Origin of the sequence: Mariprofundus micogutta (genome assembly GCF_001895085.1) — a bacterium.
In the GTDB taxonomy this organism is placed as follows: domain Bacteria; phylum Pseudomonadota; class Zetaproteobacteria; order Mariprofundales; family Mariprofundaceae; genus Mariprofundus; species Mariprofundus micogutta.
The window spans coordinates 60,062-83,068 of record NZ_BDFD01000001.1 but is presented as its reverse complement, the minus strand read 5'-3'; the positions used below and the strand labels follow the sequence as shown (position 1 = coordinate 83,068).

Below are 23,007 nucleotides of genomic sequence, written 5' to 3'. Positions count from 1 at the left end.
ATTTACTTAAGCTACTTCGTTCACTGCAGCGATAACCGCTTCAGTGGTGATACCGAACAATTTGAACAACTCGCCTGCAGGTGCTGATTCACCGAAAGTGTCAATGCCTACAACTTTGCCGTTCAGACCAACATATTTCGCCCAGAAACCGGTCACACCGGCTTCCACTGCAACACGTGCAGTGACAGATGATGGCAGTACAGATTCTTTATAATCTGCATCCTGTGCATCAAATGTGTTGGTTGATGGCATGGATACAACGCGAACGTTTTTATCCGATGCTGCAGCTGCTTCCATAGCCAGTGAAATTTCAGAACCAGTTGCAATGATGATTGCATCCGGGGTGCCTTCTGAATCTTTCAGAATGTAACCGCCGCGTTCGATCAGTTTGATCTGCTCAGAAGTACGATCCTGATGTGGCAGGTTCTGACGTGAGAAGATCAGAGAGCTCGGGCCGGTCTGATTCATAATGGCTGCTTTCCAGGACACTGCAGATTCAACTGCGTCACAAGGGCGCCATACGTCCATATTAGGGATCATGCGCAGTGTTGCAGTCTGCTCAACAGGCTGATGCGTAGGGCCATCTTCACCCAGGCCGATAGAGTCATGGGTAAATACTTCAATGTGACGTACTTTCATCAGAGCAGCCATACGCAATGCGTTACGTGCATACTCAGAGAACATCAGGAAGGTTGCGCCGTAAGGTACGAAACCGCCATGCAGGGAAACGCCGTTGATCATTGCAGCCATGCCGAATTCACGTACGCCGTAGTTCACGTAGTTACCAGCAGGGTCTTTAACAACAGGTTTTGCACCAGACCACAGGGTCAGGTTTGAACCAGCTAGGTCAGCAGAACCACCCAGGAATTCAGGTGTGATACTGGCCAGGCCTTCGATGGCATTCTGGCTTGCTTTACGTGAAGCAATGGTTTCACCTTTCGCAGCAACGTCAGCAATAAATGCATCAGCATCAGCTTCCCAGTTAGCAGATAATTCATTGTTGATGCGGCGTGTGTATTCTGCTGCTTCAGCAGGGTATTCGGCTGCATATGCAGCAAAACGGGCATCCCAGTCGGATTCTGCTGCAGCACCTGCATCTTTATTGTCCCAGCCGGCATAAACATCATCAGGGATTTCAAACGGCTCATGTTCCCAGCCCAGTTCCTTGCGAACCAGTGCGATTTCATCATGACCCAGTGCAGCACCATGACAGTCATGCGTGCCCGCCAGGTTCGGAGAACCGAAACCGATCACAGTCTTGCAGCAGATCATGGTTGGTTTGCCGCTTTCTGCTTTAGCAGTTTCAATGGCAGCTTTAATTTCGTCTGCATCATGACCGTCAACATTGCGGATCACCTGCCAGCCGTAAGATTCGAAACGGCCTGGAGTATCATCAGAGAACCAGCCTTCAACGTGACCATCAATAGAGATGCCGTTGTCATCCCAGAAAGCGATCAGTTTGCCCAGACCCAGTGTGCCAGCCAGTGAACATGCTTCGTGAGAGATACCTTCCATCAGACAACCATCGCCAAGGAATACATAAGTGTTGTGGTCAACGATTTCGTGACCTGGCTTGTTGAACTGAGCTGCCAGAGTCTTTTCAGCCAGTGCCATGCCTACGCCGTTGGTGATACCCTGACCCAGTGGGCCGGTCGTGGTTTCAACGCCTGGTGCATAACCGTATTCAGGGTGACCCGGTGTGCGGGAGTGCAGCTGACGGAACTGTTTCAGATCGTCGATGCCCAGGTCATAACCGGTCAGGTGAAGCAGAGAATAAATTAGCATGGAGCCGTGACCATTGGACAGGATGAAACGGTCGCGATCAGCCCATTTCGGGTTGGTCGGATTATGTTTCATGTAGTCGTTCCACAGGACTTCAGCAATATCTGCCATGCCCATTGGTGCGCCCGGATGTCCGGAGTTTGCTTTCTGAACGCCATCCATTGCGAGTGCGCGAACGGCATTGGCCAAGTGTCTACGGTTGCTCATGTGATTTTTCCCCTTATCGATAGGTATGTAAAATTTTACGAGGCGGAAACATATATAAATATAAGTCCACGCCTAATCAATACTTATTATTTTTTCCATAAGTCTGACTTATGGAAAGTGTTTATTCCCTAAGTTAATTTAGTGATTAAACGTGCAGTGTAGTCTGAACGCGGCGAATGTTACCCACCGAACCAGACAGAACAACAGTGTCGGTAGTCATATAACGACCATCGGCATCAGCGCCCATCTTGACGTGATGACAATAAGCGCCACTGGTCAGACCTGTTGCAATAAACATGCAGTCATCTGATGTGATCAGTTCATCGCGGGTAATGATACGCTTGGTATCAATGCCTTCTTCTTCACACAGCTTGATCTCAAAATCTTTCTGAGGAGCCATGCGACCGAACATCTCTGCACCCATAGCGCGAGCTGCACATGCAGTCACGATGCCTTCCGGTGTGCCGCCGATACCGAACAGGGCATCAGACCCCATGTTCAATACAGCCTGAATAGCGCCGTTTACATCGCCATCAGTGGCCAGGCGAACTTTCGCGCCGCATGCATAAACTTCCTGAATCATCTCTTTGTGACGAGGTTTATCGAGGATGAATACGCGAATTTCCTTGATGTCTTTACCCAGCGCTTTGGCAAGCGCGTTCAGACGATCTGCAACCGGTGCTTCAGGATCAATCCTGCCGCGTGCGGCTTTTGGATAGACCTGTTTGTCCATGTAAAAGCAGGAGCCAGGGCGATACATGCTGCCTGCGGGGGCTGCTGCCAATGTTACAATGGAGCCCGGCATATCTTTTGCAAACAGGTTGGTACCTTCGATCGGGTCAACAGCAATATCAACGCCGACGCCTTCACCAGTACCCACAGGTTCATCATCGTACAGGGCAGGGGCTTCGTCTTTCGCGCCTTCACCAATAACAACAACACCCTTCATTTTTACCTGATTGATGCGTTCGCGCATGGCATCTACTGCCAGGCCATCGCCCTCATCTTTTTGACCGGAGCCAACAAACGGTGCACAGGCACGGGCTGCCGCCTCACATACTTCCACCAGGTCAATCTTTAGATCGCAAACGCTACTCATGCGTATTCCCCCTCCAGGTTTTATGCTTAAATCAGAATTTTTCGCAGCCGCAGTCTAGATGATTTGCGGGCAAAATGCGACCCTCAGAAAGGAAAGTGAAAAAAACCTTTCTTTTCAAGCCCATTCATTCACTTAGTTGTCGTTTTAGTGATTCATGAACAGGGCTGCTGCAAGCCGCCAGAATAGGAGAGCTTAGGCCGGCATCAGGAAACAATGGTTGCCCGTTGAAGTCACCACTTATACAACCAGCTTCAGTGGCGATAAGGCTGCCTGCTGAAAAGTCCCATACCTTTTCTCCCCCATGTATAATAAACTGACCGCGTCCTGCTGCCAGCCATGCCCATTCCAGAGCGCAACTGCCCAAGTTGCGCTGGCTGCGGTAAAGTTTATCACAGGCCAGCTTAACGGCGGTGTCTCGCTGCAATCGTTTGAAATCAACATAACCTACGGCATTATTCAGCTCAGTTTCAGCCGATGCGTGGATATCTGTACCGTTCAATTCTGCGCCGCTACCACGTTTTGCCGTGAACAGTTCATCACGTACCGGATCATAAATGCAGGCCAGTTCAACCAGGCCGTTTTCAATCAGGGCCAGGGAAAGTGCAAAACCGGGCAGATTGGTGGCGAAGTTGGTGGTGCCGTCTAGCGGGTCGAGACACCAGTAACTGCCATTGCTGGTACGCAGGCAGTGCAACTGCTCTTCTTCGGACATCTCTTCACCGAGAAAAGCGATGCTGCTGTCGAGTTGTGCCAGCTTGTCCTGGATGTAAGTCTGGCATGCCAGGTCCGTTTCAGTGACAATAGAACCATCCGCTTTGCCGCTTATAATCACTGACGATCTATATGCAGGCATGATAATCTCTCTGCCTGCCTGTTTGAGAATGGCAGACAGTTCAGCGACTGTAATAGTATTACTATAACTCATTATCTTACTCCGTGGTCGCAATATTAGGCTGCTATTGTAAAAGTGCATCCATCATTGTTTTCCGGTTACCGGTAGTCTGTTATCATGCGGCCGGTCTTGAATGACGCTGCCTCAGGGCTTCCTGCCCTGAAACAGTACGCAGAAACAAAAGCGTGGTTTTGTTTCCGCTCACAACATTATCGGCTAGCGCCTGCAATGTTGGCAACCCGTCCATGGGTTGCAGGCAACAATGAAACATCAATGTTCCCTTAAGGAGGGTGATACACATGGCTTTGAAAGGAAAGATGGTGATTGGTCAGTCTGGTGGACCAACAGCAGTGATTAACCAGTCGCTGGTTGGTGCCGTATTGGCTGCACGCGGGCAGGAAAACATTACAGGTATTCTCGGTGCTCATCACGGTATCGCAGGTATCATGAAAGAAGATTTTATCGATTTAACGACGCAGAGTGTGGACGATCTGGAGACTCTGGCTGCGACACCTGCAGCCGGCCTTGGCTCGGTACGTCTGAAACCGGGAAAAGCTGAATGCGAGCGCGTGTTCGAAGTGTTCAAGAAAAATGATGTACGTTATTTCTTTTATATCGGCGGCAATGATTCTGCCGAAACAGCTCATATCATTGCCGAGATGGCTAAAGAAGCGAACTACGATTTCTGCACCATCCATATTCCCAAAACCATTGATAATGATCTGCGCGTAACTGATCACTGCCCGGGTTATGCATCGGCAGCGAAATTCGTAGCGCTGGCATTTATGGGTGATGATCGTGATAACGCAGCCCTTGCCGGTATCAAGATCAATGTGGTGATGGGACGTGATGCGGGCTTTTTGACTGCAGCTTCAGCATTGGCCCGTCAGGATGAAGGCGATGGTCCGCATTTGATCTACGTACCTGAACGTACCTTTGATGTGGCACAATTCCAGTCCGATGTGAAAGCTGCCATGGCCAAATATGGTCGCTGTGTGGTGGCTGTTTCTGAAGGCATTACCAATGCAGATGGTCAGCCTGTCATGACTTCTGGTGAGCGTGATTCACACGGGAATTTGCAGCTCTCCGGCTCTGGTGCGTTGGGTGATTTCCTCTCCGGTAAAGTCAAAGAAGCTTATGCCGGTGAGACAGTGCGTGTGCGTGCCGATACCTTTGGTTATCTGCAGCGCAGTTTCCCGAGTATCGTATCTGAAGTGGATGCGCGTGAAGCTCGTATGGTGGGCAAACATGCCGTGGAACATGCGGTGGCTACTGCAGAACCGGGTTCTGTTGCCATTCGCAGACTCTCCAGCTCTCCATATGCCTCTGAATGTTTCATTACGCCGCTTTCAACTGTGGCGCGTGAAGCGACTGAGTTGAAAGATGAGTATATCAACGAGGCTGGTAACGATGTAACTCAGGCCTGGGTCGATTATGCCGCACCTCTGGTCGGCGATCTGCCGAAGATGGGTAAGTTGTTCTAAAAGAGATAAACAACGATTCGGGAAGGGCTGCCAATTGGTGGCCCTTTTTCGTTGATGCACATTGCCTATGAAGCCGAATTCAAAGGCGGCTGTACGCTCAAATCTTCAGTTCACTGGAATTTAACCGATAGATTATATGATATAGAGGCTTTGTTGCTATCTGTTGTAAGCATTATTTAATAAAGGAGGTTGATATGGCTATTACCACTATGGGTGTTCAATCTTCTCATGCGATGCTTTTTTCACAGCAGGCAGGGACACAAAATAGTGCTGCTAAGCAGTCTGCACCATTGCATGCAGCCAGTCAGATGAGTTTCAGCGTCAAAAACAATCCTGCTGAATTGATACTTCAGGCTGCGATGGAAAAGATTAACGAGATGTTTGCACCTCATCTTGGTGATGGCGCAGTGGAACAAGCTGCAGCATCAGGCATGGATATGAGTCCGGAAGCTACTGCCGAACGCATTCTCAGCTTTGCTACACATATCTTTGCCCGGGCAGAAAATGATCAGGTTGATCTGCCTGTAGATGAGCAGCGTTCCAGAGAGCGGTTGTTTGATAATATCAGGGTTGGCATAGAGCGGGGTTTTGAGCAGGCGCGTGAGATTCTTGGTGGTATGGATGCCCTTGAAGGGGACGTGAAAGAGACAGTAGATGCCACCTATGAGCACGTACAACAGGGGTTGAATGATCTGGCTCAGTTGCTTGGCCTGTTGTCACCGGATCATACTGAAGTTTGATGGACGGGGCTGCCTTCGGGCAGCCTTATCATGGCATGTCGAATGGATAACCGGGAATTTCGGATGGTTCATCAATATCGATCAATTCAGGATCCATGAATTCCCGTGCATAGGGAAGATAGACTTTGTCGCGAATAAAAAGATCGAAGAGGTCGGGATCGATGTGGTTCCGTTGCTTCATCTTGCCGAGAATCGCCAGAGCTTCGGAGAGTTTCTTTGCTTTCTTATAAGGTCGGTCCCAGGACGTAAGTGCTTCGAACACATCTGCAATCGCCATCACTCTAGCAGGCACGCTCATCTGTTCGCGGGTTAGCCCCAGCGGATAACCTTTTCCATCCATGCGTTCATGATGGCCACCGGCATATTCGGGTACTGATGCCATCTCATCAGGGAATTGCATGGATGCCAGCATCTTGTTGGTGACTACGATATGGTCATTAATGATTTTGCGTTCATCGGCGTTGAGTGTGCCGTAAGGGATCAACAGATTATTGATCTCATCTTCTGAGAAAAAGGGAACCAGCTCATCATCACAGTTGCGCCATGTGCGAGCAGCAATCTGTTTGATACGCTCTTTGAGTTCAGGAGGCATGGATTCCGCACCAATATTACATTGGCGGATAGTGTCGCGTTGATCGGTCAGCTGTTTGATTTCCTCACGGTACTGCTTTTCAATCAGCTCAATTCTATCCTTGTCATGACCGGCTTCCAGCAGAGCCTCAAGTCTGGCGATATTGGCATCGCGTTTGAGTACCTCGAAGCGGGTGTCGATCAGTTCAATGCGGTCAAAAACCGTTTCCAGCTTGGTCGATTTATCAACGATATGGATGGGGGTCGCCAGTTTGCCACAATCATGCAGCCAGGAGGCTACCTCAAGGTTGTATCGCTGTTGTTTGTTCAGGATGAAATCCTTCATGCATTTCTGATCACGACTGGCAGCATCTGCCAGAGCCAGCGTTAAGTATGGGACACGTCTGCAGTGCTCACCTGTGTGTGCAGATGTTTCATCGATGCTGGCAGCAATGGTTTTAATGAAAGAGTCAAACAGTGCTTTCAGATCGTCAATCAGCCGTTTATTGGTCAGTGCTATGGCTGCCTGTGAGGCGAGCGATTGTAATAGATGAATATCATCATCATCAAATGCAACAGGCCCGTTTATCGATTTCTTATTAATCAATTGGATCACACCTATTGTTTTTCCATCGTGATTGATCATCGGCACGCAGAGCATGGAGCGGGTTCTGTAGTTCATTTTTTTATCGAACAGGCGAGGGCCGGAGAAGTCGAAACCTGTATCGTTTTCTTTATATACATCAGGCAGGTTGACCGTTTTATTATTCAGCGCGCAGTAGGTGACTACGAGTTTATTGTTGGGACTGCCATTACCCCGGTAGAGGGAGATCGGCTCGAGTTGAACGGGTCTGGCACTGCTGCCTCCCCGCTTGATACCCAGCGAGGTGGTTTGCACGATTTCGAAGTTGAGCTTCTGTTGATCGTTGATGGTATACAGTGTGCCGGCATCAGCACGGGTAATCTGCTTGGCTCCGATAAGGATGCGCTCCAGCAGATGCGGCATATCATTTTCAGAGGATAGCGCGATGCCGATAGCATTGAGCATGTCAATTCGCGCCACCAGATCAGCATCATCTGTTTGCTGAAGCGCGGATCCCTGTTCAATGCGTTGTAATGCGGTCACCCGGTCTCCTTTTGTAGTCTCATCCCGCCGTTGAGGAGCAGGGGGTATCTGGTTGCCATTCATGAGACATAGTATATGCCAGTTTCCCAATTGTTGCTAAAATGGGCAATGTATATGTGACTCGCCGCACAGGTTAACGCTTTGAATCCAAATACACCGTACTAATCTCTGAGTATGGATTGTATAGTTACCCGGCTTAGATACGACGGATTAAAATGGTGGGAGAAACAATGAGTTGTTCTGATCGTTCCATTACATTGAAATACAGGTTAGCACCTTGAATGTTGCTCTCTTTGGCGCCAGTGGCGCTACCGGTAAACATGTGCTCGCGGCCCTGTTGGCTGAGGGCATAACCGTTCGGGCCTTGTGTCGCAATGGCACTGCTCTGGATGCCTTTGTGGATGAATTGACAGAGGTTGAGGCTGAGGTGACCGTCGTTGAGGGGGAGCTTACAAGCAAGAAAGCTGTGCAAAAGACTATGCGTGGCTGCGATGCGGTCATTTGCCTGTTCGGACCACACCCGCCTTATACGGATCTCTTCTGTGCCGATGCCACGGCCTTGATTGTCGAGTCCATGCATAGTTTGAATATTTCGCATCTGCTTTGCCAGACAGGTGCCATGTTTGGTGATTACCCGGATAACCGGAGCTGGGCGATGCAGGAGATGGTGGATTCCTTTCAGCACAGGCATCCGGAATTAGCAGAGGATCGCAGTGAGCAGGAGCGCATTGTGAAAAGCAGTGGTTTGCAATGGACCTTGATCAAACCACCCAGACTTACTACCGGTGCTGTAAACGAGGAGATTCAGGTTGGTGATGATTTGCCGGTTGGTGTGTTGAGCTCGGCTTCCAGAGCGACGATTGCGCATTGGCTGGTTCAGGAATTGCATCACCCTGTACATATTGGTGAAGCGCTGTTTTTCCTTGATTGAAGAGTATCATCGCCGCGCTGTTTACTGCTCCTGATGAAAGCATTGAGATCTTTTTATCGCGACAAAATGTCACACACCGGAATAACATCTGTTCATGTAGCTTTCGTGCCAAAAAACGGGTCCGGTCATCGACTTGTCTAATGGGTGGGAACGCCCTAGCTTGAGTTGTCATGCGAACCCACGAGGCAAAAATGTTTATTCAAGGCTCCGTCGAGGAGAAGGTTGGAACCTATAGTCTGAAACGACTGCTTGTGTTCAGAAGTGCTGTGATTGCAAGTGAGCTGGCAGCGATTGGTCTGGCTATTTATGCGCTGGATGTGATGCTGCCGCTTCATTTCATGCTCTCGGTTATCGCGGTTTATAGCGCATTCAATCTGTTTGTATGGATTCGCCAGCGCAGCAATACCCAGGCATCTGCCAATGAATTCTTTTTACACCTGGTGATCGATGTGCTGGCGCTTGCTGCGTTGCTCTATTTTGCCGGTGGCTCAAGCAATCCATTTGTGTCGCTGTTTTTATTACCGCTGGTGATTGTGGCGGCAACGCTGCCCAAACGATATGTCTGGGGCATGGCTGCAGTAACGTTGGGTTGTTATACACTGTTGATGCTGATCAATGTGCCGTTGACGCCGGGTATGGCGGGGCATGCCGGTCATGCAAGTCACAATGCTTCGGCAAATGATTTTAGTCTGCATGTGCTGGGCATGTGGTTCAGCTTTTTGCTTGCTGTCGGCCTGATTCTGTTTTTTGTGGTATCCATGGCAGAAGCCCTGCGTCAGCGTGACCAGAAGCTGGCCGAAGCTCGAGAGAAAAACTTGCGTGATGAGCATATGGTTTCATTGGGTACGCTGGCTGCCGGTGCGGCTCACGAACTGGGCACGCCACTGTCTACGATGGCAGTGTTGAGCAAGGAGATGGAACAGGAATACCAGGGACAGCCGGAACTGCTGGACAACATCCGAATCCTTCGTTCTCAGGTGGATCGCTGTAAAACCACACTGGGGCAGATCAGTGCCAGTGCCGGACAGATGAAAGCTGAAAGTGGTCATCGTGAGGATGTGAAGAGTTGTCTGAATCACTGCGTCGGTCGTTGGCAGGAATTACACCCTGATACTTCAATAACTGTGGCATTGAAGGGTAGTGACCCTGTTCCAGTGATCGTAGTGGATGAAACAGTGAATCAGGCTGTCATCAATGTGTTAAACAATGCTGCTGAGGCCTCTCCGGAAAAAATTGAACTTTGTGCAGACTGGTCTGTAGCTGAGTTGAATCTGGAGATTCGGGATTTTGGTGAGGGTTTGAGTCAAACAGCACTCGAAGCACTTGGGAAACCATTCTTTACGACCAAAAAAGATGGCCATGGGCTGGGTTTTTATCTGGCCAGTGAAGTTGTGCGTCGATTGGGTGGTGAAATGAATATCAGTAATCACGCATCCGGTGGGGCATTGGTCACCATTCGCCTGCCACTGCAGAAGCTGAAAACGGAGTAGGGCATGGAATCCAACAGGGATTTACCGAATCTGTTACTGGTTGATGATGACGAGTTGTTCTGTCGCATCCTTGCATCGGCACTGGAAAAGCGCGGGTTTTCTGTGCTTGTCTCACATAATGTGGCTGATGCTGTTGAATTGGTCGGTGATGCAGCCCCTGAGTATGCCGTAGTGGATCTGAGTATGCCGGGCGATTCGGGTCTGGTTCTTGTGGAGAAACTGCACAAGCTTGATGAACACACGCGAATTGTTGTACTGACCGGTTATGCCTCGATTGCCACTGCTGTGGAGGCAATCAAACTGGGCGCAACGCATTATCTGGCAAAACCTGCCGATGCCGATGAAGTGGTGGCGGCGCTTGGTCGGGAAACAGGAGACACCGCCGCAGAAGTTTCAGGACAACCGATGTCCACCAAACGATTGGAGTGGGAATATATCCAGAAGGTGTTGATGGAATGTGAAGGTAACATCTCCGAGACAGCCAGAAGGTTAGGAATGCACCGGCGCACCCTGCAGCGCAAGCTGGCCAAACGCCCAACAAAATCCTGAAGATATTGGCTCGTTCGAGTCCTGTGTGGGGAGTATTGAAGGACTCGAACCGACAAAGATGAAAACCGCCAAGTATGCTGGGATTACTTGGCAAACTATTATAAATCGATAGTTACATCTGCCTGCGACAATTTGACACGCCCTCTGCCAATCCTGAATGATATAATCTTCGCCCCGTATGCAAGCAAACGGGAGATATCATGGAAATTGTTTCACTGATTGATAAAGGTGGTCCGGTGATGTGGGTGCTACTGGGTTACTCAGTCGTTGCAGTGGCCATTGTCGTGGAACGTCTGGTTCATCTGAACTTGTTACCCCGAATCTCTGGAGATATTGAATCCCTTTACCAGGCAGAGGGGAAACGCATTGCACCCGAGGCTGCTATCGCTATCGGTGTGCAGGAGGCTGCAACCCAGGGGGTAAAGGATCTGGCCCGCGTGGCATCGCGAATAGGCAGTGATCAATTGGCGCGCATGGAGTCCGGCCTGCGTACACTGGCATGGCTGGGTAATACTGCGCCTTTGCTGGGTCTGTTTGGAACCATTACCGGCATGATCAAGGCTTTTCAGGTGATTGAACAGGCCGGTGGTAAAGTGGATGCCACAGTGCTTGCAGGTGGTATATGGGAGGCTATGGTCACAACAGGTGCAGGCCTGGCTGTCGCAATCCCGGTGTTGTTCCTGCTGCATTTTCTGGAGGGGCTGGTTGATAAACGCGCCAAATCCATGCAGCGCGTAGCTTCGATAGTCATTGAGCAACTGCCTCACAAACCGGAACATGAACCCAATGATCGCGTCAACCACAGGGATAGCCTGGCTCATGCAATTTGAGGGAACACGCAGAAGTGGCCAGGCTCCGAACCTGACGCCACTGATTGATATCGTATTTCTGCTGCTGGTGTTTTTTATGCTGACCGCCCATTTCGTACGTGATGAAGGATTGCCAATCGAGTTGCCCGAAGCTGCCAGTGCTGTGTCGCTAGAGAATCAGCAGCCTGTTGAGATTAAAATTTCCGCTTCAGGGCAGGTGAGCATTGCCAATCAGCAGGTTTCAATCGATCAGCTTAGTGATTATTTACAGCCTCTGCTTGCAGCGCGTGATGAAAAGCGGGTGATGATTCGCGGTGACGCTGGTCTGAGCCTTGGCGATTCAGTCAAGGTGATTGATGCAGCGCGAATGGCCGGAGCCACAGGGCTGGATATTGTCACAGAGCAGCCGGAGCGTCCCTGAGATGAGTACATTGATTCTGGCACCCTCCGTCAGCCTTTCAGGCCATGGCATTCGCTATGGGGCGATTACACTTTCGCTGCTGTTGCACGGGCTTCTTTTCGCCAGCTATGGTGGTACACCGGCAACAGCTACTCAGCAGCCCATTGAATCGGTTACCCGTCTTAGCTTTCTGGCTCCGGCACCTCAGCCTGTGGCGGCACCCGATATCGTGCCCGAGATCAAACCGGAAAAAGCAAAGCCTAAACCGAAGCCGAAACGCAAGCCGGAGAAGAAGACGGTTCGGAAAAAAGTTGTGAAACCGGTTCACGAGTCCGTTGAAGAACAGATCAGTGAGCCTGTAGCCGTGGCTGCTCAGGAACCCGCCGCGGCATCTGCTGCAGTTCCGCAGATTGATGAAGGTCTGATCAAGCGGGAGACAGAACGCTATCTCACTGAGGTGATGGCGCATATCGAGCAGCATAAATGGTATCCCAAAGCAGCCCGTCGCAGAGGCATAGAAGGCGAAGTGAATGTCAGTTTCACATTGCTTCCCGATGGTTCGGCTTACAAGTTGGTTGTTGAAAATGGTCCTTCCTTATTGGTAGCCGCGGCCAGACAGGCTGTGGAAAAGGCAACACCGATGCCACAGCCACCAGCTGGCATTCACTGTCCGCTTGAGTGCCAGTTTCGTATGCGTTTCAATCTGAAAGCATCCTGAGCTGTATAGATATACACTGAACATCTGTTATTCGTGTCATTGCCTCTTCAATTGTTATAACTGATTGCGTCATTCTGTCGCGCGTCAATCTGTCGCGCGACAATGCGCCGCGCGACAATTTGCCTAATTTTCACATCCTCCCCGCCTCATAATCTTCGCCCCGAACTGATTACAACGGGGAGAGATGATGAACCTGAAAATGAAGAGACATGTGGCAGTTGCTGCCTCATTGCTGGCTTTCTTGGCCTTGCCGAATATTTCCGGCGCAGAAGATATGGGACTGATGCAGGTGGATTCCACTACCATTGATGATCGTTTTGAGTCCAAACGTGGTGAGCCGTCCAATGTCTCGGTGATATCCGGCTCCAAAGTGGAAAAAGCGCATGCCGAGAATATCAAACAGATTCTCGATGCCATTCCCGGTGTTACAGCTGAGCTGCAGAGTCAGGACTCTCTGAAGATTCATATTCGTGGTGTTGAGAATCAACGTTTTATGGGTGAGAAACCCGGCGTTGCGGTAGTGATTGATGGCGTACCTGTCTTTGAACGTACCGGACGCGTGAATATCAACATGGATGACATTGAGTCGATCAAGGTGATTAAGGGCGGAGCGTCTTATCTGTTCGGTGATGATGCGCTGGCCGGAGCGGTAATTATTACCACCAAACGCGGTGCTAAAATGGCAGGTGGTCAGCTCTCGGCCGAGGCAGGCAGTTTCGGCTACAAACGTGGTATGGTACGTGCCGGTTTTGCAGGCGATAAAGTTTCCGGCCATGTGCAGCTGAGTCGCCGTGATGCCGACAGTTATTATTTTCAGGGTAAATACAAGGCCGATTATCTTAATGGTAAGCTGCAGGCTTATCTCTCTGACACGAGTGACCTGACCCTGGGCTGGGAAGTGGCGAAACGTTTCAAGGATAGCCATGGCACTGTGGAAGGCGTTACGCAGGCAGCAGTTGATCCGACCAGTGTAAGTGGTCGCGACTATGCCCGAAACTACAATGTTGATCTGGGTAAATATTATCTGACTTACGCCAACGATCTCTCGGAAAGCAGTAACCTGATGCTCAATATTTACCAGTTTGGTGATCATACCAAATTCTGGACTGCACCGATTCGTACCGGCGTGAATCGGCTTCCCGTTACCGACGTTAATGCCTATCAGAATGATAATGATTACAAGCAGACGCAGCGTGGTCTGAAGGGCGAGTGGCGTGGCGGCAGCGATCATTTAGCCTGGCTGGGTGCCTTTGATCTGCGCGATAACAGTTACAAAAACAAAGTGACTATCCTGCAGGATTTCCGTGCCAGCGCTTTTTCACCCGTTACAACAGCAGGGACCCTGATCAGTGATAATCAGACTAAAGAGCGCATGTATGCCGGCTATGGGGAACTGAAATTCAGGGTGGCTGATGGACTTACCGCGACCATGAATGGTCGTTATGATCATATCAAACTGAGCTATGAAGACTACCTGCCTGCGGCACCGGCCACGGATCTGTCCAGGCGTTTTAATGTGGGCTCATGGCGAGGCGGTATTAACTACGAGATCAATGATTCTGTGGCGCTTTACTCCAATATCACTACCGGTTTCCGTGCACCGACTATTCAACAGTTATTTGCCGGTACGATTTCATTGACAGGCAATGTGGCTGCCAACCCGAACCTTACACCTGAAAGGGCAGTCAATTATGAAATTGGTTTGCGAGGACGTATTGCCGGTGGCGTGGAGTGGGACATTGCAGCATTTCAGATCGACCGTAAGGATTTTATCCTCAACGTGGCCGGTCAGTATGCCACACCGAATAACGGTGTGATAGATCAGTATCAGAATATCGGTGGCATGCGCAACCGTGGTCTTGAGTTTTCCCTGAAGAGTGATCAGGAGCAGATCTTTTCGATGGATGTGGCTTACACACTGCTTGATGCGAAATTCACCCGCTACGACAACTTCAATCTATTGTTGGGTAATCGTTTCAGCCCCAGACCGGGAGCCAACACCAGGATCAGCTATGACAATAGCGGTAATGTGGTGCCGCGTGCGCCAAAACATAAACTGTTCGTCGCTGCGCGTGTGAAACCATTTGAGGGATTCACGCTGACCGGCGAAATGAATGCCCAGAGCTGGTATTACGCTGATGAAATTAATCAGGAGAAAATCGGTGGTCATGCCATATTCGATCTGGTGGCTAACTATGATTTCTCCGTTGGTGCCAACAAGGCCGTGGAATTCAATCTCTTTGCCCGCCTCGATAATGCATTTGACCGTACCTATTACAACACCGCACGCGGCTACTACGATAGTAATGCTGATTTCACCTACAACGCTGAAGACCTCTCTATTGTGGTCAATCCGGGGCGCCGCTGGACAGCCGGCATGACAGCAACTTTTTAATTCACACAGAAACGGAGGTATCAAATGAACAAACAGCTGAAACACCTGATGATTGCAACATCTGCAGCTTTACTGCTTTCCACTTCAGCACTTGCCTGCGGTGGAAAAGCCTGTCCGGCCAGTGACTGCGATTTTAAGGGGGCAAAAGCGCAGGACTGTCCGCTTAGCACTGCCAAAGCACCGGCTTACAAAGAATCGGGCCACTATAAGATTCCGGGCAAAAGCCCGAGATATATCCGCAAGATTCTTAGCAAAAGCGATCTGATTGGCTTGAGTGACAAGCAGCGCAAACAGATTGGTGAACTACTGCTTGCTGCAGAAACAGGGGCAGCAAAAGCGCATGCCGAAGCACAGATTACTGTCGCTGAATTTCGTAGCAAGTTGCATAGTGGTAATTTAAATGATCGCGATATCAAGGCATATACGGCACGCATGGGCGAGCTTCGAGCTGCCAAATTGCAGGCCAATCTGATGGCCTCGGTGAAAGCTTCGCGTCTGCTGTCCGATGAGCAGAAGTCCAGGCTTTATGCCGCTAAAACGGCAGCGGGCGCAAGCAAGTGAAAATCAAAGTATTGGCTGGAGTCATGCTGGCCGTGGCTCTTTTCAGCTTCACAGCACAGGCAGCCATGAGCTGGGCCCCTGCTCCCGCCAAGCATGGACATGGCGGTCATGGTGGCCGCCATGCCGCTAAAACATTTATGTTGCATGATGGTGTGGGAGCTGAACTTTCCTTAATCAACCCCAAACTGAGTGTCATGCCCATGCAGGGAGAGCATGGCAGGGTAACAGTGAAGTCTACAGGCATGGATAACTATCATGCTCTGCTTGCTACTCGCAGCGACGGAAAGCTGTACGAGTCAGCCGTGCGTTATGTTTATATGTTCGGTAAACCATCCGGCGAATCGCCTTCACTACTGATCAAGCATGCAAAAGCGGCACTGGAAATAAAACCGGCGCCGCTTGCCAGAGAACACTGGCGTTATTATTCCAATACCGAAGCCGTGTTTGTTGTTTCTTACAAGGGTAAGCCTCTTGCGAATACAACCGTGTTGCTGAAGACAGCAAATGGAAGCGATGCAGTACTTCAAACTGATGTTGCAGGCAAACTGATCGTCGCACTTCCCGAAGACTTTTCGATAATCAAATCGGGCCGCATGGGTAACCGCCCATCTGAATTTTTATTGACCGCGAACTACGCAGAAGGGGAACAGCGCTTCACCACCACCTTTTCATCCGCATATCACATTAATCCGGAGCATTGGCAGTCAACCGAGCTGGGGCTTGCCACAGTTGTTGCAGGTATGCTGCTGGGTGGCTTGATTACAGTGCGCTCCCGTCGCCGTAAGGAGAAATAATTATGCCATTGTGGAAAAACTTATCTGTGATTCGCAAAGTTGTGCAGCTGCTGGCATTCCTGTTTCTCGTCTATGGTTCGGTGTTTGTCGGTTTCTATTCGGCAGATAAATTATCGGGTGCATTTCCGGTTCTAGCCTGTGCGTATGATGCCAAAACAGCTGATTACTGTGTGCTGATTCCTTTGCAGCATCAGTTTGGTCATCTTCTCGGGCCTGCGATTAATGCAGGTGCTTTCGGCTTGAGTGTGATTATGCCGATACTCACAACGCTTGCGACCTTCATCATTCTGTTTGTGCTCTTGAACAAGGCATTCTGTGGCTGGCTTTGTCCACTCGGTTTCTTCCAGGAAGTGATCGGCATGATCGGCCAGAAATTGCGTTTCAATCGCACCGACTCTCTGGATGACAATCTGGTGGACCGCATCAGGCCTGCCAAGTGGCTGATGCTCGGATTGCTGGTGGTTCTGTTTCCATTGGCATCAGGTATGGGTTTTGTCGGTCATGAACTGGGAGATCCATTCTGTAAAATTTGTCCAAGCCGTATTTTAACCAGCCTTGCCGCCGGACAGTTGAACCAGCTTTATATTGATACCTCTTCCACCGGTTACATGATCCTGTCGATTATTGCCGACACAATGTTCGGCTTGATTCTGGTGCTTTCGCTAAGCATGCGTCAGCCGTTCTGTCGAATCTGCCCGATGCTGGCTATGCATGCGCTGTTCCGCAAAGTGGGGCTGGTGAAACTGGTGAAAAACTATACGCCGCGTTGTGAAAAATGCGGTCTCTGTTCCAAGGCTTGCCCGATGGATATCCGCGAAATCCACACATCGAAGGAGAAGGATATCCTCTTCCCTGATTGCACGCTGTGTGGTCGCTGTGTGGAGTTTTGTCCTGATAAGGGTGTGATGGCAATGAAGTATGCGGTGATTCCAATCAAGGTGTCCGATCCCCAGTATTTCAAGGAACGTAACAAAGCCCAGAAGGCCTGGGAGGGAAAACAGAAACCTTCCCGCCGCGTGAAGAAGGGCTAGAAGTTGGAGGTTCTTTTTTCCGCCATGCTGGCGACATTCATCATCGGCCTCTCATTCGGGGCGGGTGCATGCATGTTTACCTGTATTCCTACCCTGGGGGTGATGCTTTTGGCTCAGGATATCGGTGCTAAAGAGACCGCTTTGCAAACTCTGCGTTTTAACCTTGGCCGTTTAACTGCTTATGCTTTGCTTGCTGCGATTTCAGGGCTGCTCGGTGCTTCACTGGTTGGCCTGCTTGATATGAGTCACGCCAATCTGATCTTTGCTGCTATGCTGTTCTTCTCTGCCGTTCTTTTATGGAGAAAGGGCAGGGTGGCGGGTTGCTCTTCTGCCGGTCAGAAAAAGAGACTCAGGGCGGGACTGTTCGGTATGGGGTTTGCCATGGGCCTTCGCCCATGCGCACCGCTGGCAGCTGTGATGGCAGCGGCAGCCACTACCGGTTCGGGTGCCTACGGTTTGTTGCTGGGGATTTCCTTTGGCGCGGGAGCGATTGTTATACCTCAAATCATTTTCGGCTACGGACTGGGCAGGGCAGGCAGTGAAATTCGTTTGCAACTCAGAGGCAGACAACAGCAGTTGGCACGCCTTGGTGCATCAGTACTGGCGTTTGTTGGCGTTGGAGTCGGCATGGGCTGGATTTCCCTGTGAAAAAAGCTCCTGCACTTCTCCTTATAGGTGATCTGGGTAAGGTGCAGGATTCAATGCAGCAGTCGCTCGGCTTTGAAATACTGAATACTGGTGATGGGCAGCAGTGCATTGATAAGTTTGCCCTGCGTGAGTCTGACATTGTTCTTGTGATTGCAGATCTTCATCAGGGTAAAAACGGCATTGATGCAGCGAAAGATATCAGAGATGACAATGCTGATGTTCCTGTTTTGTTCATGACAGATATGCAAGAGCGCCAGGCTGTTCAACAGATTGGTGAATTCAGTAACTATTATTTGCTGACCAAACCATATTCTGTCGTTTTTTTGAGAGACTGCATCCGATCAGTTCTGCGCAGGTAGTCTCTATTCTCAGGTTGTGTTGTGAAACGTTCTCGATGTTCCACATCTTGCTATCTTCTCTGCGAAACCGGGGGTATTGGTACTATTATTCAACGCCTGAGTATTGATAGTGTCGTTATCATTGCAGTTGTCACAGCGTTGTGCCAGATAAGGCGGGGCTTTTCAATGCTACTCCATCGATATTTTTCTACCCAATTGTTCGATAAAAAAAGTTATGCTTGAAATCGCCTCACGAAAGAGGAGGCTGCCGTGCCCGCAAGGCATGTTAAACTGTGGTGATTAAATAGTCTCATTATATTAGTGGTTGATAATATAATAATCTTCAGTAGTGTGTGCCTGCACTCAAATGCTGGAGGTTATATAAAATAATGAGTACCCAACGTCTTACAACTGTGACGCGAGTGATGCATATTTCCATGATTGTCACAGTGGCATTTCAGCTTATCAGTTCCTTACTGATGTTTGTTCCGGAGCCCGGCAAGCTGGTGACCTATGAAACAGTTCTTTTCTCCCTGCATATTATGCTATTTGGCTGGGGAGCATTTTTAATCAGTAGTATTTATGCCATGACCCGTTTTGCTGAAAAGGATGCCTGGGGCCGTCTGGTTCCATGGTTCTCCAAACGTCATCGTTCTGCATTCTTCAATTCTGCAAAAGAAGAATTACCGGGCGTGTTTACCGGTAATCTCGCTCCGCCTGAAAATAGAGGCGCTTTGGCTGGTGCGATGCACGGGCTGGGATTCCTGACCCTGATCGCACTGGGGCTGACAGGTGCATATGTGATGAATGGCGTGCGCTCAGACGGAACCATGACTCAGGATATGTTGTTGATGTTCGAAGCGCATGAATTTTTCGGTGTAGTCATCTGGACCTTCCTGGCCTGTCATGTGGGAATGGTACTCTACCACCTGGTTCTCGGGCACAAACATATTCTCGATATTTTCGAGCGTCCTAAAATCAAGTGGAAATAAGCGAGTGTATATTATGAACTTCAGAATGAGCAGCTTGTTCGCTGCATTGATCACTGCCGTCATGCTGTTACCGGCTATGGCTGCTGCTGAGGCACCCAAGCACGGTGATACCATGACCGATGAGATGGGCATTGAATTTATTTACATCGGCCCTGGCAAATTTGTCATGGGTACACCTGAAACTGAACCGGGTCGTTATCCCGATGAAGTGCAGCATGAAGTGGAAATAAGCAAAGGCTTCTGGCTGGCGAAATACGAGACCACCTTTAAGCAATATGATGAGTTTTGCAAAAAGACAGGAAACTCCAAAGCAAATGATCGTGGCTGGGGTCGCGGTGATATGCCTGTTATTCATGTGAAATGGCATGATGCCCAGATGTATCTGAAATGGCTCTCCAAAAAAACAGGTTCCAAGTATCGCCTGCCGACCGAAGCTGAATGGGAATATGCTGCGCGTGCTGGTACTACCACAGCTTTTTCATGGGGTGATAACCCGAATGATTTCCCGGACTATGCGTGGAACAGCACTAATGCTGATAAAAAATCCCATCCTGTAGGTCAGAAAAAGCCGAATCCGTGGGGTTTGTATGATATGCACGGAAACGTTTGGGAGTGGACCTGTTCTTTTTACAACGAAGATTTTGAAGGTGATGAGCAGCGTTGCAGTGATGTGAAATCCAATGAAAACCGTTCGGTTCGAGGTGGAGCATGGTACTTCTTCCCTAAAGGTCTGCGTTCGGGTGACCGGCGCGTATATCACCCGCGATATCGCTTGCCTTATATCGGTTTCCGTATTGTTCGTGAACAATAAGAGCTAATAAAGTGTGTTGAAAAAGGTCGCCCATCAGGCGGCCTTTTTTTATGTTCGTGAAATAGAGGCTGCATCTGTATAGAATGCGCCACCATAATTTTTCCCCAAGGTTTATTAATCATGAATGATACAGTCAAACCACACCGTCGTATTACGGATGTTCCACCGCTGGATAAAACAGCGGATGGCTTAGTCAACGGTATTCAGAGGCATTTCCTGCGTACGCTGGGCCAACATTCTACCAGCACGGACTACCATTATCGCTACCGTGCGCTTGCATATGCCGTACGCGACCATCTGATGGAGAACTGGAAAAGTACCAAAGACGCTTATGAAGCGAAGGATGGCAAACGGGCTTATTATTTGTCACTTGAGTTTCTGATGGGGCGTGCGCTTGGCAATGCCGTTCTTAATCTGGGACTTGAGCCACAGGTTCAGGAAGCCCTGAATACATTGGGTCTGAATCTGGAAGAAAAAATCGAACATGAAAATGATGCAGGTCTTGGTAACGGTGGTCTGGGTCGCCTGGCAGCCTGCTTCGTTGATAGCTGTGCAACGCTGCAGTTACCTGTGACCGGATATGGCATTCGCTATGAATACGGTATGTTCCGTCAGAAGATAATCAATGGTCATCAGGTTGAAGAACCTGATCACTGGCTGATTAATGGCAATGTATGGGAAGTTGAGCGCCCTGAATATGCTCAGCGTATCCACTTTGGCGGCCGTACTGAATGTTACCATGATGATAGCGGTGTACAGCGCTGCCGCTGGGTGGATTCACACGATGTGATTGCTATTCCTTTCGATACTCCGGTTCCGGGCTATGAAAATGGTACGGTCAATACACTGCGTCTGTGGAAGTCTGCAGCAACTGATGAATTTGATCTGGGTGAGTTTAATGCAGGTAGTTATCCGGAATCGGTGGCCCAGAAGAATGAGGCTGAGCACATTTCCATGGTACTCTATCCGAATGATTCCAGTGAAAATGGTAAAGAGCTGCGTCTGAGACAGCAGTATTTCCTTGCCTCTGCCAGTATTCAGGATGTGCTTCGTCAGTGGGTTGAACATCACGGAACTGATTTCAGTCAGTTCGCCGAAAAGAACTGTTTCCAACTGAACGATACGCATCCGACAGTTTCTGTAGCCGAATTGATGCGCATTCTGCTTGATGATTATCGTCTGGGTTGGGATGAAGCCTGGGCTATTACTTCGAAAACCATGGCCTATACCAATCATACACTGCTTCCGGAAGCTCTGGAGCGCTGGCCGGTATACCTGTTTGGTCGTCTGCTGCCACGCATTCTTGATATCATTTATGAGATCAATGCACGTTTCCTTTCTGAAATTGCCAAGCATTGGCCCGGTGATATTGAACGCCAGCGTCGTATGTCGATTATTGAAGAGGGTGACGTACAGCAGGTACGTATGGCTTATCTGGCACTGGTTGGCTGCTTCTCGGTCAATGGTGTGGCGCAATTACACTCCGATCTATTGGTTGAAGGCCTGTTTTCCGACTTCTATGCCCTGTGGCCGGAGAAATTCAATAACAAGACCAACGGTGTTACACAGCGCCGCTGGATGGCATGGTGTAATAAACCGATGTCCAAATTGATTTCAGAAACGATTGGTGAAGCGTGGGTTACCGATCTGGATCAGCTGCGTAAGCTGGCTCCATATGCTGATAATAAAGATTTCCGTGCACAGTGGGCGGCCTGCAAACGTGAGAACAAACAGCGTCTTGCGACAGTAGTTGAGAAGGAGTGTGGTGTTACGTTTAACCCGGACGCCATGTTTGATATTCAGGTAAAACGTATTCATGAGTATAAACGCCAGCTGTTAAACCTGCTGCATGTGATTCATCTGTATGACCGTATCAAACGCGGCGATACTGAAAACTGGACCTCGCGCTGCGTATTGATCGGTGGTAAAGCAGCTCCTGGTTATTATATGGCCAAGCAGATTATTAAACTGACCAATAATATTGCAGACGTGGTGAATAATGACCCTGAAGTGGGTGATAAGTTGAAAGTGGTGTTCTTCCCGAACTACCGCGTTTCTGCTATGGAAATCATCGCACCTGCAGCTGATCTCTCTGAGCAGATCTCCACAGCCGGTAAGGAAGCTTCCGGAACCGGTAATATGAAGTTCATGATGAACGGTGCCATGACCATTGGCACACTCGATGGCGCAAATATCGAAATCCGTGAAGAAGTGGGGGAAGAAAACTTCTTCCTGTTTGGCCTGACTGCTGCCGAGGTGGATGCTACACGTGGTAACTATGATCCAAATGCAATTATTGCTGCCGATGTTGATTTCTCACGAGTCATGGAACTGCTTGAGTGTGGTCACTTCAGTCAGTTTGAACCGGGTCAGTTTGCATCCATTATCCATGCTATCCGAAGCCCGGATGATCCGTGGTTAGTGGCAGCAGATTTCCGTTCATATATCGATGCCCAGCAGGAAGCTGCAACGGTATTCCAGGATCAGGATCGCTGGCAGAAGATGAGCGTTCTGAATACTGCATATAGCGGCAAGTTTTCTACTGACCGTACCATGCAGGATTATAATCGTGATATCTGGAAGCTGGAGCCGATTGCTCCGAATGGCCTTACACGCTGATCAGACCGTAGTACTTAACGA

At 49.5% G+C, this 23,007-nt stretch carries 21 protein-coding genes; 17 read left to right on the top strand and 4 right to left on the bottom strand.

The features are described from left to right. Positions 1 to 6: 6 nt before the first annotated feature. The 3 genes from tkt to MMIC_RS00420 all read right to left on the bottom strand — a co-directional run bounded on the left by tkt (position 7) and on the right by MMIC_RS00420 (position 4,013). Entirely contained in the window at positions 7 to 1,989 is a 1,983-nt protein-coding gene (gene tkt, locus MMIC_RS00430; protein ID WP_072658353.1) for a transketolase, read from the bottom strand. Positions 1,990 to 2,134: 145 nt separating this feature from the next. Next, the gene (gene glpX, locus MMIC_RS00425; RefSeq protein WP_072658352.1) at positions 2,135 to 3,088 is read right to left on the bottom strand and encodes a class II fructose-bisphosphatase; all 954 of its coding nucleotides are present in this window, start codon (positions 3,086 to 3,088) and stop codon (positions 2,135 to 2,137) included. A gap of 124 nt (positions 3,089 to 3,212) precedes the next feature. Beyond that, positions 3,213 to 4,013, bottom strand: a complete 801-nt coding sequence (locus MMIC_RS00420) for an inositol monophosphatase family protein (RefSeq protein ID WP_072658351.1) — start codon at positions 4,011 to 4,013, stop codon at positions 3,213 to 3,215. A gap of 266 nt (positions 4,014 to 4,279) precedes the next feature. On the opposite strand from MMIC_RS00420, the gene MMIC_RS00415 reads away from it, so the two are divergent. Both MMIC_RS00415 and MMIC_RS00410 read left to right on the top strand, forming a co-directional pair. Then, on the top strand, positions 4,280 to 5,464 hold the full coding sequence (locus MMIC_RS00415) for a 6-phosphofructokinase (protein WP_072658350.1): 1,185 nt from the start codon (positions 4,280 to 4,282) through the stop codon (positions 5,462 to 5,464). Positions 5,465 to 5,658: 194 nt separating this feature from the next. Next, positions 5,659 to 6,204, top strand: coding sequence for a DUF5610 domain-containing protein (locus MMIC_RS00410; protein WP_072658349.1), 546 nt, complete (start codon positions 5,659 to 5,661; stop codon positions 6,202 to 6,204). A 28-nt stretch (positions 6,205 to 6,232) separates the two neighbouring features. On the opposite strand, the gene MMIC_RS00405 is transcribed toward MMIC_RS00410, so the two are convergent. Next, entirely contained in the window at positions 6,233 to 7,900 is a 1,668-nt protein-coding gene (locus MMIC_RS00405; RefSeq protein ID WP_227819274.1) for an HD family phosphohydrolase, read from the bottom strand. A gap of 277 nt (positions 7,901 to 8,177) precedes the next feature. On the opposite strand from MMIC_RS00405, the gene MMIC_RS00400 reads away from it, so the two are divergent. From MMIC_RS00400 to MMIC_RS00330, 15 genes are all read left to right on the top strand, one after another. Further along, a complete protein-coding gene (locus MMIC_RS00400; protein ID WP_072658348.1) occupies positions 8,178 to 8,831 on the top strand; it encodes an NAD(P)-dependent oxidoreductase in 654 nt (217 codons plus the stop codon). A 191-nt stretch (positions 8,832 to 9,022) separates the two neighbouring features. Beyond that, a complete protein-coding gene (locus tag MMIC_RS12775; RefSeq protein WP_072658497.1) occupies positions 9,023 to 10,321 on the top strand; it encodes an ATP-binding protein in 1,299 nt (432 codons plus the stop codon). Between the two features lie 3 nt (positions 10,322 to 10,324). Then, positions 10,325 to 10,870 carry a response regulator transcription factor gene (locus tag MMIC_RS12770; protein WP_072658347.1) on the top strand — a complete coding sequence of 182 codons (546 nt, stop codon included), beginning with the start codon at positions 10,325 to 10,327 and terminating at the stop codon, positions 10,868 to 10,870. Between the two features lie 200 nt (positions 10,871 to 11,070). Then, complete coding sequence (locus tag MMIC_RS00385) at positions 11,071 to 11,700, top strand: MotA/TolQ/ExbB proton channel family protein (protein ID WP_072658346.1); 630 nt, start codon at positions 11,071 to 11,073, stop codon at positions 11,698 to 11,700. Then, on the top strand, positions 11,690 to 12,100 hold the full coding sequence (locus MMIC_RS00380; RefSeq protein WP_072658345.1) for an ExbD/TolR family protein: 411 nt from the start codon (positions 11,690 to 11,692) through the stop codon (positions 12,098 to 12,100). Before MMIC_RS00385 ends, MMIC_RS00380 begins: the two co-directional genes overlap by 11 nt. A gap of 1 nt (position 12,101) precedes the next feature. Beyond that, positions 12,102 to 12,797 carry an energy transducer TonB gene (locus tag MMIC_RS00375; RefSeq protein ID WP_072658344.1) on the top strand — a complete coding sequence of 232 codons (696 nt, stop codon included), beginning with the start codon at positions 12,102 to 12,104 and terminating at the stop codon, positions 12,795 to 12,797. 187 nt (positions 12,798 to 12,984) lie between these two features. Continuing rightward, on the top strand, positions 12,985 to 15,192 hold the full coding sequence (locus MMIC_RS00370; protein WP_227819273.1) for a TonB-dependent receptor: 2,208 nt from the start codon (positions 12,985 to 12,987) through the stop codon (positions 15,190 to 15,192). A 24-nt stretch (positions 15,193 to 15,216) separates the two neighbouring features. After that, positions 15,217 to 15,753 (top strand): Spy/CpxP family protein refolding chaperone, encoded by a 537-nt coding sequence (locus tag MMIC_RS00365; RefSeq protein WP_072658342.1) that lies wholly within the window; start codon positions 15,217 to 15,219, stop codon positions 15,751 to 15,753. After that, positions 15,750 to 16,547 (top strand): hypothetical protein, encoded by a 798-nt coding sequence (locus MMIC_RS00360; RefSeq protein ID WP_072658341.1) that lies wholly within the window; start codon positions 15,750 to 15,752, stop codon positions 16,545 to 16,547. Before MMIC_RS00365 ends, MMIC_RS00360 begins: the two co-directional genes overlap by 4 nt. 2 nt (positions 16,548 to 16,549) lie before the next feature. Next, positions 16,550 to 17,578, top strand: coding sequence for a 4Fe-4S binding protein (locus MMIC_RS00355; protein WP_072658340.1), 1,029 nt, complete (start codon positions 16,550 to 16,552; stop codon positions 17,576 to 17,578). Positions 17,579 to 17,602: 24 nt separating this feature from the next. Then, a complete protein-coding gene (locus MMIC_RS00350; protein ID WP_072658339.1) occupies positions 17,603 to 18,226 on the top strand; it encodes an urease accessory protein UreH domain-containing protein in 624 nt (207 codons plus the stop codon). Next, the gene (locus tag MMIC_RS00345) at positions 18,223 to 18,585 is read left to right on the top strand and encodes a response regulator (RefSeq protein ID WP_072658338.1); all 363 of its coding nucleotides are present in this window, start codon (positions 18,223 to 18,225) and stop codon (positions 18,583 to 18,585) included. The genes MMIC_RS00350 and MMIC_RS00345 overlap by 4 nt, the downstream gene beginning before the upstream one ends. 368 nt (positions 18,586 to 18,953) lie before the next feature. Continuing rightward, entirely contained in the window at positions 18,954 to 19,556 is a 603-nt protein-coding gene (locus MMIC_RS00340) for a cytochrome b/b6 domain-containing protein (RefSeq protein ID WP_072658337.1), read from the top strand. A gap of 25 nt (positions 19,557 to 19,581) precedes the next feature. Next, complete coding sequence (locus MMIC_RS00335; protein WP_072658336.1) at positions 19,582 to 20,367, top strand: formylglycine-generating enzyme family protein; 786 nt, start codon at positions 19,582 to 19,584, stop codon at positions 20,365 to 20,367. 120 nt (positions 20,368 to 20,487) lie between these two features. Next, on the top strand, positions 20,488 to 22,986 hold the full coding sequence (locus MMIC_RS00330; protein ID WP_072658335.1) for a glycogen/starch/alpha-glucan phosphorylase: 2,499 nt from the start codon (positions 20,488 to 20,490) through the stop codon (positions 22,984 to 22,986). Positions 22,987 to 23,007 lie beyond the last annotated feature (21 nt).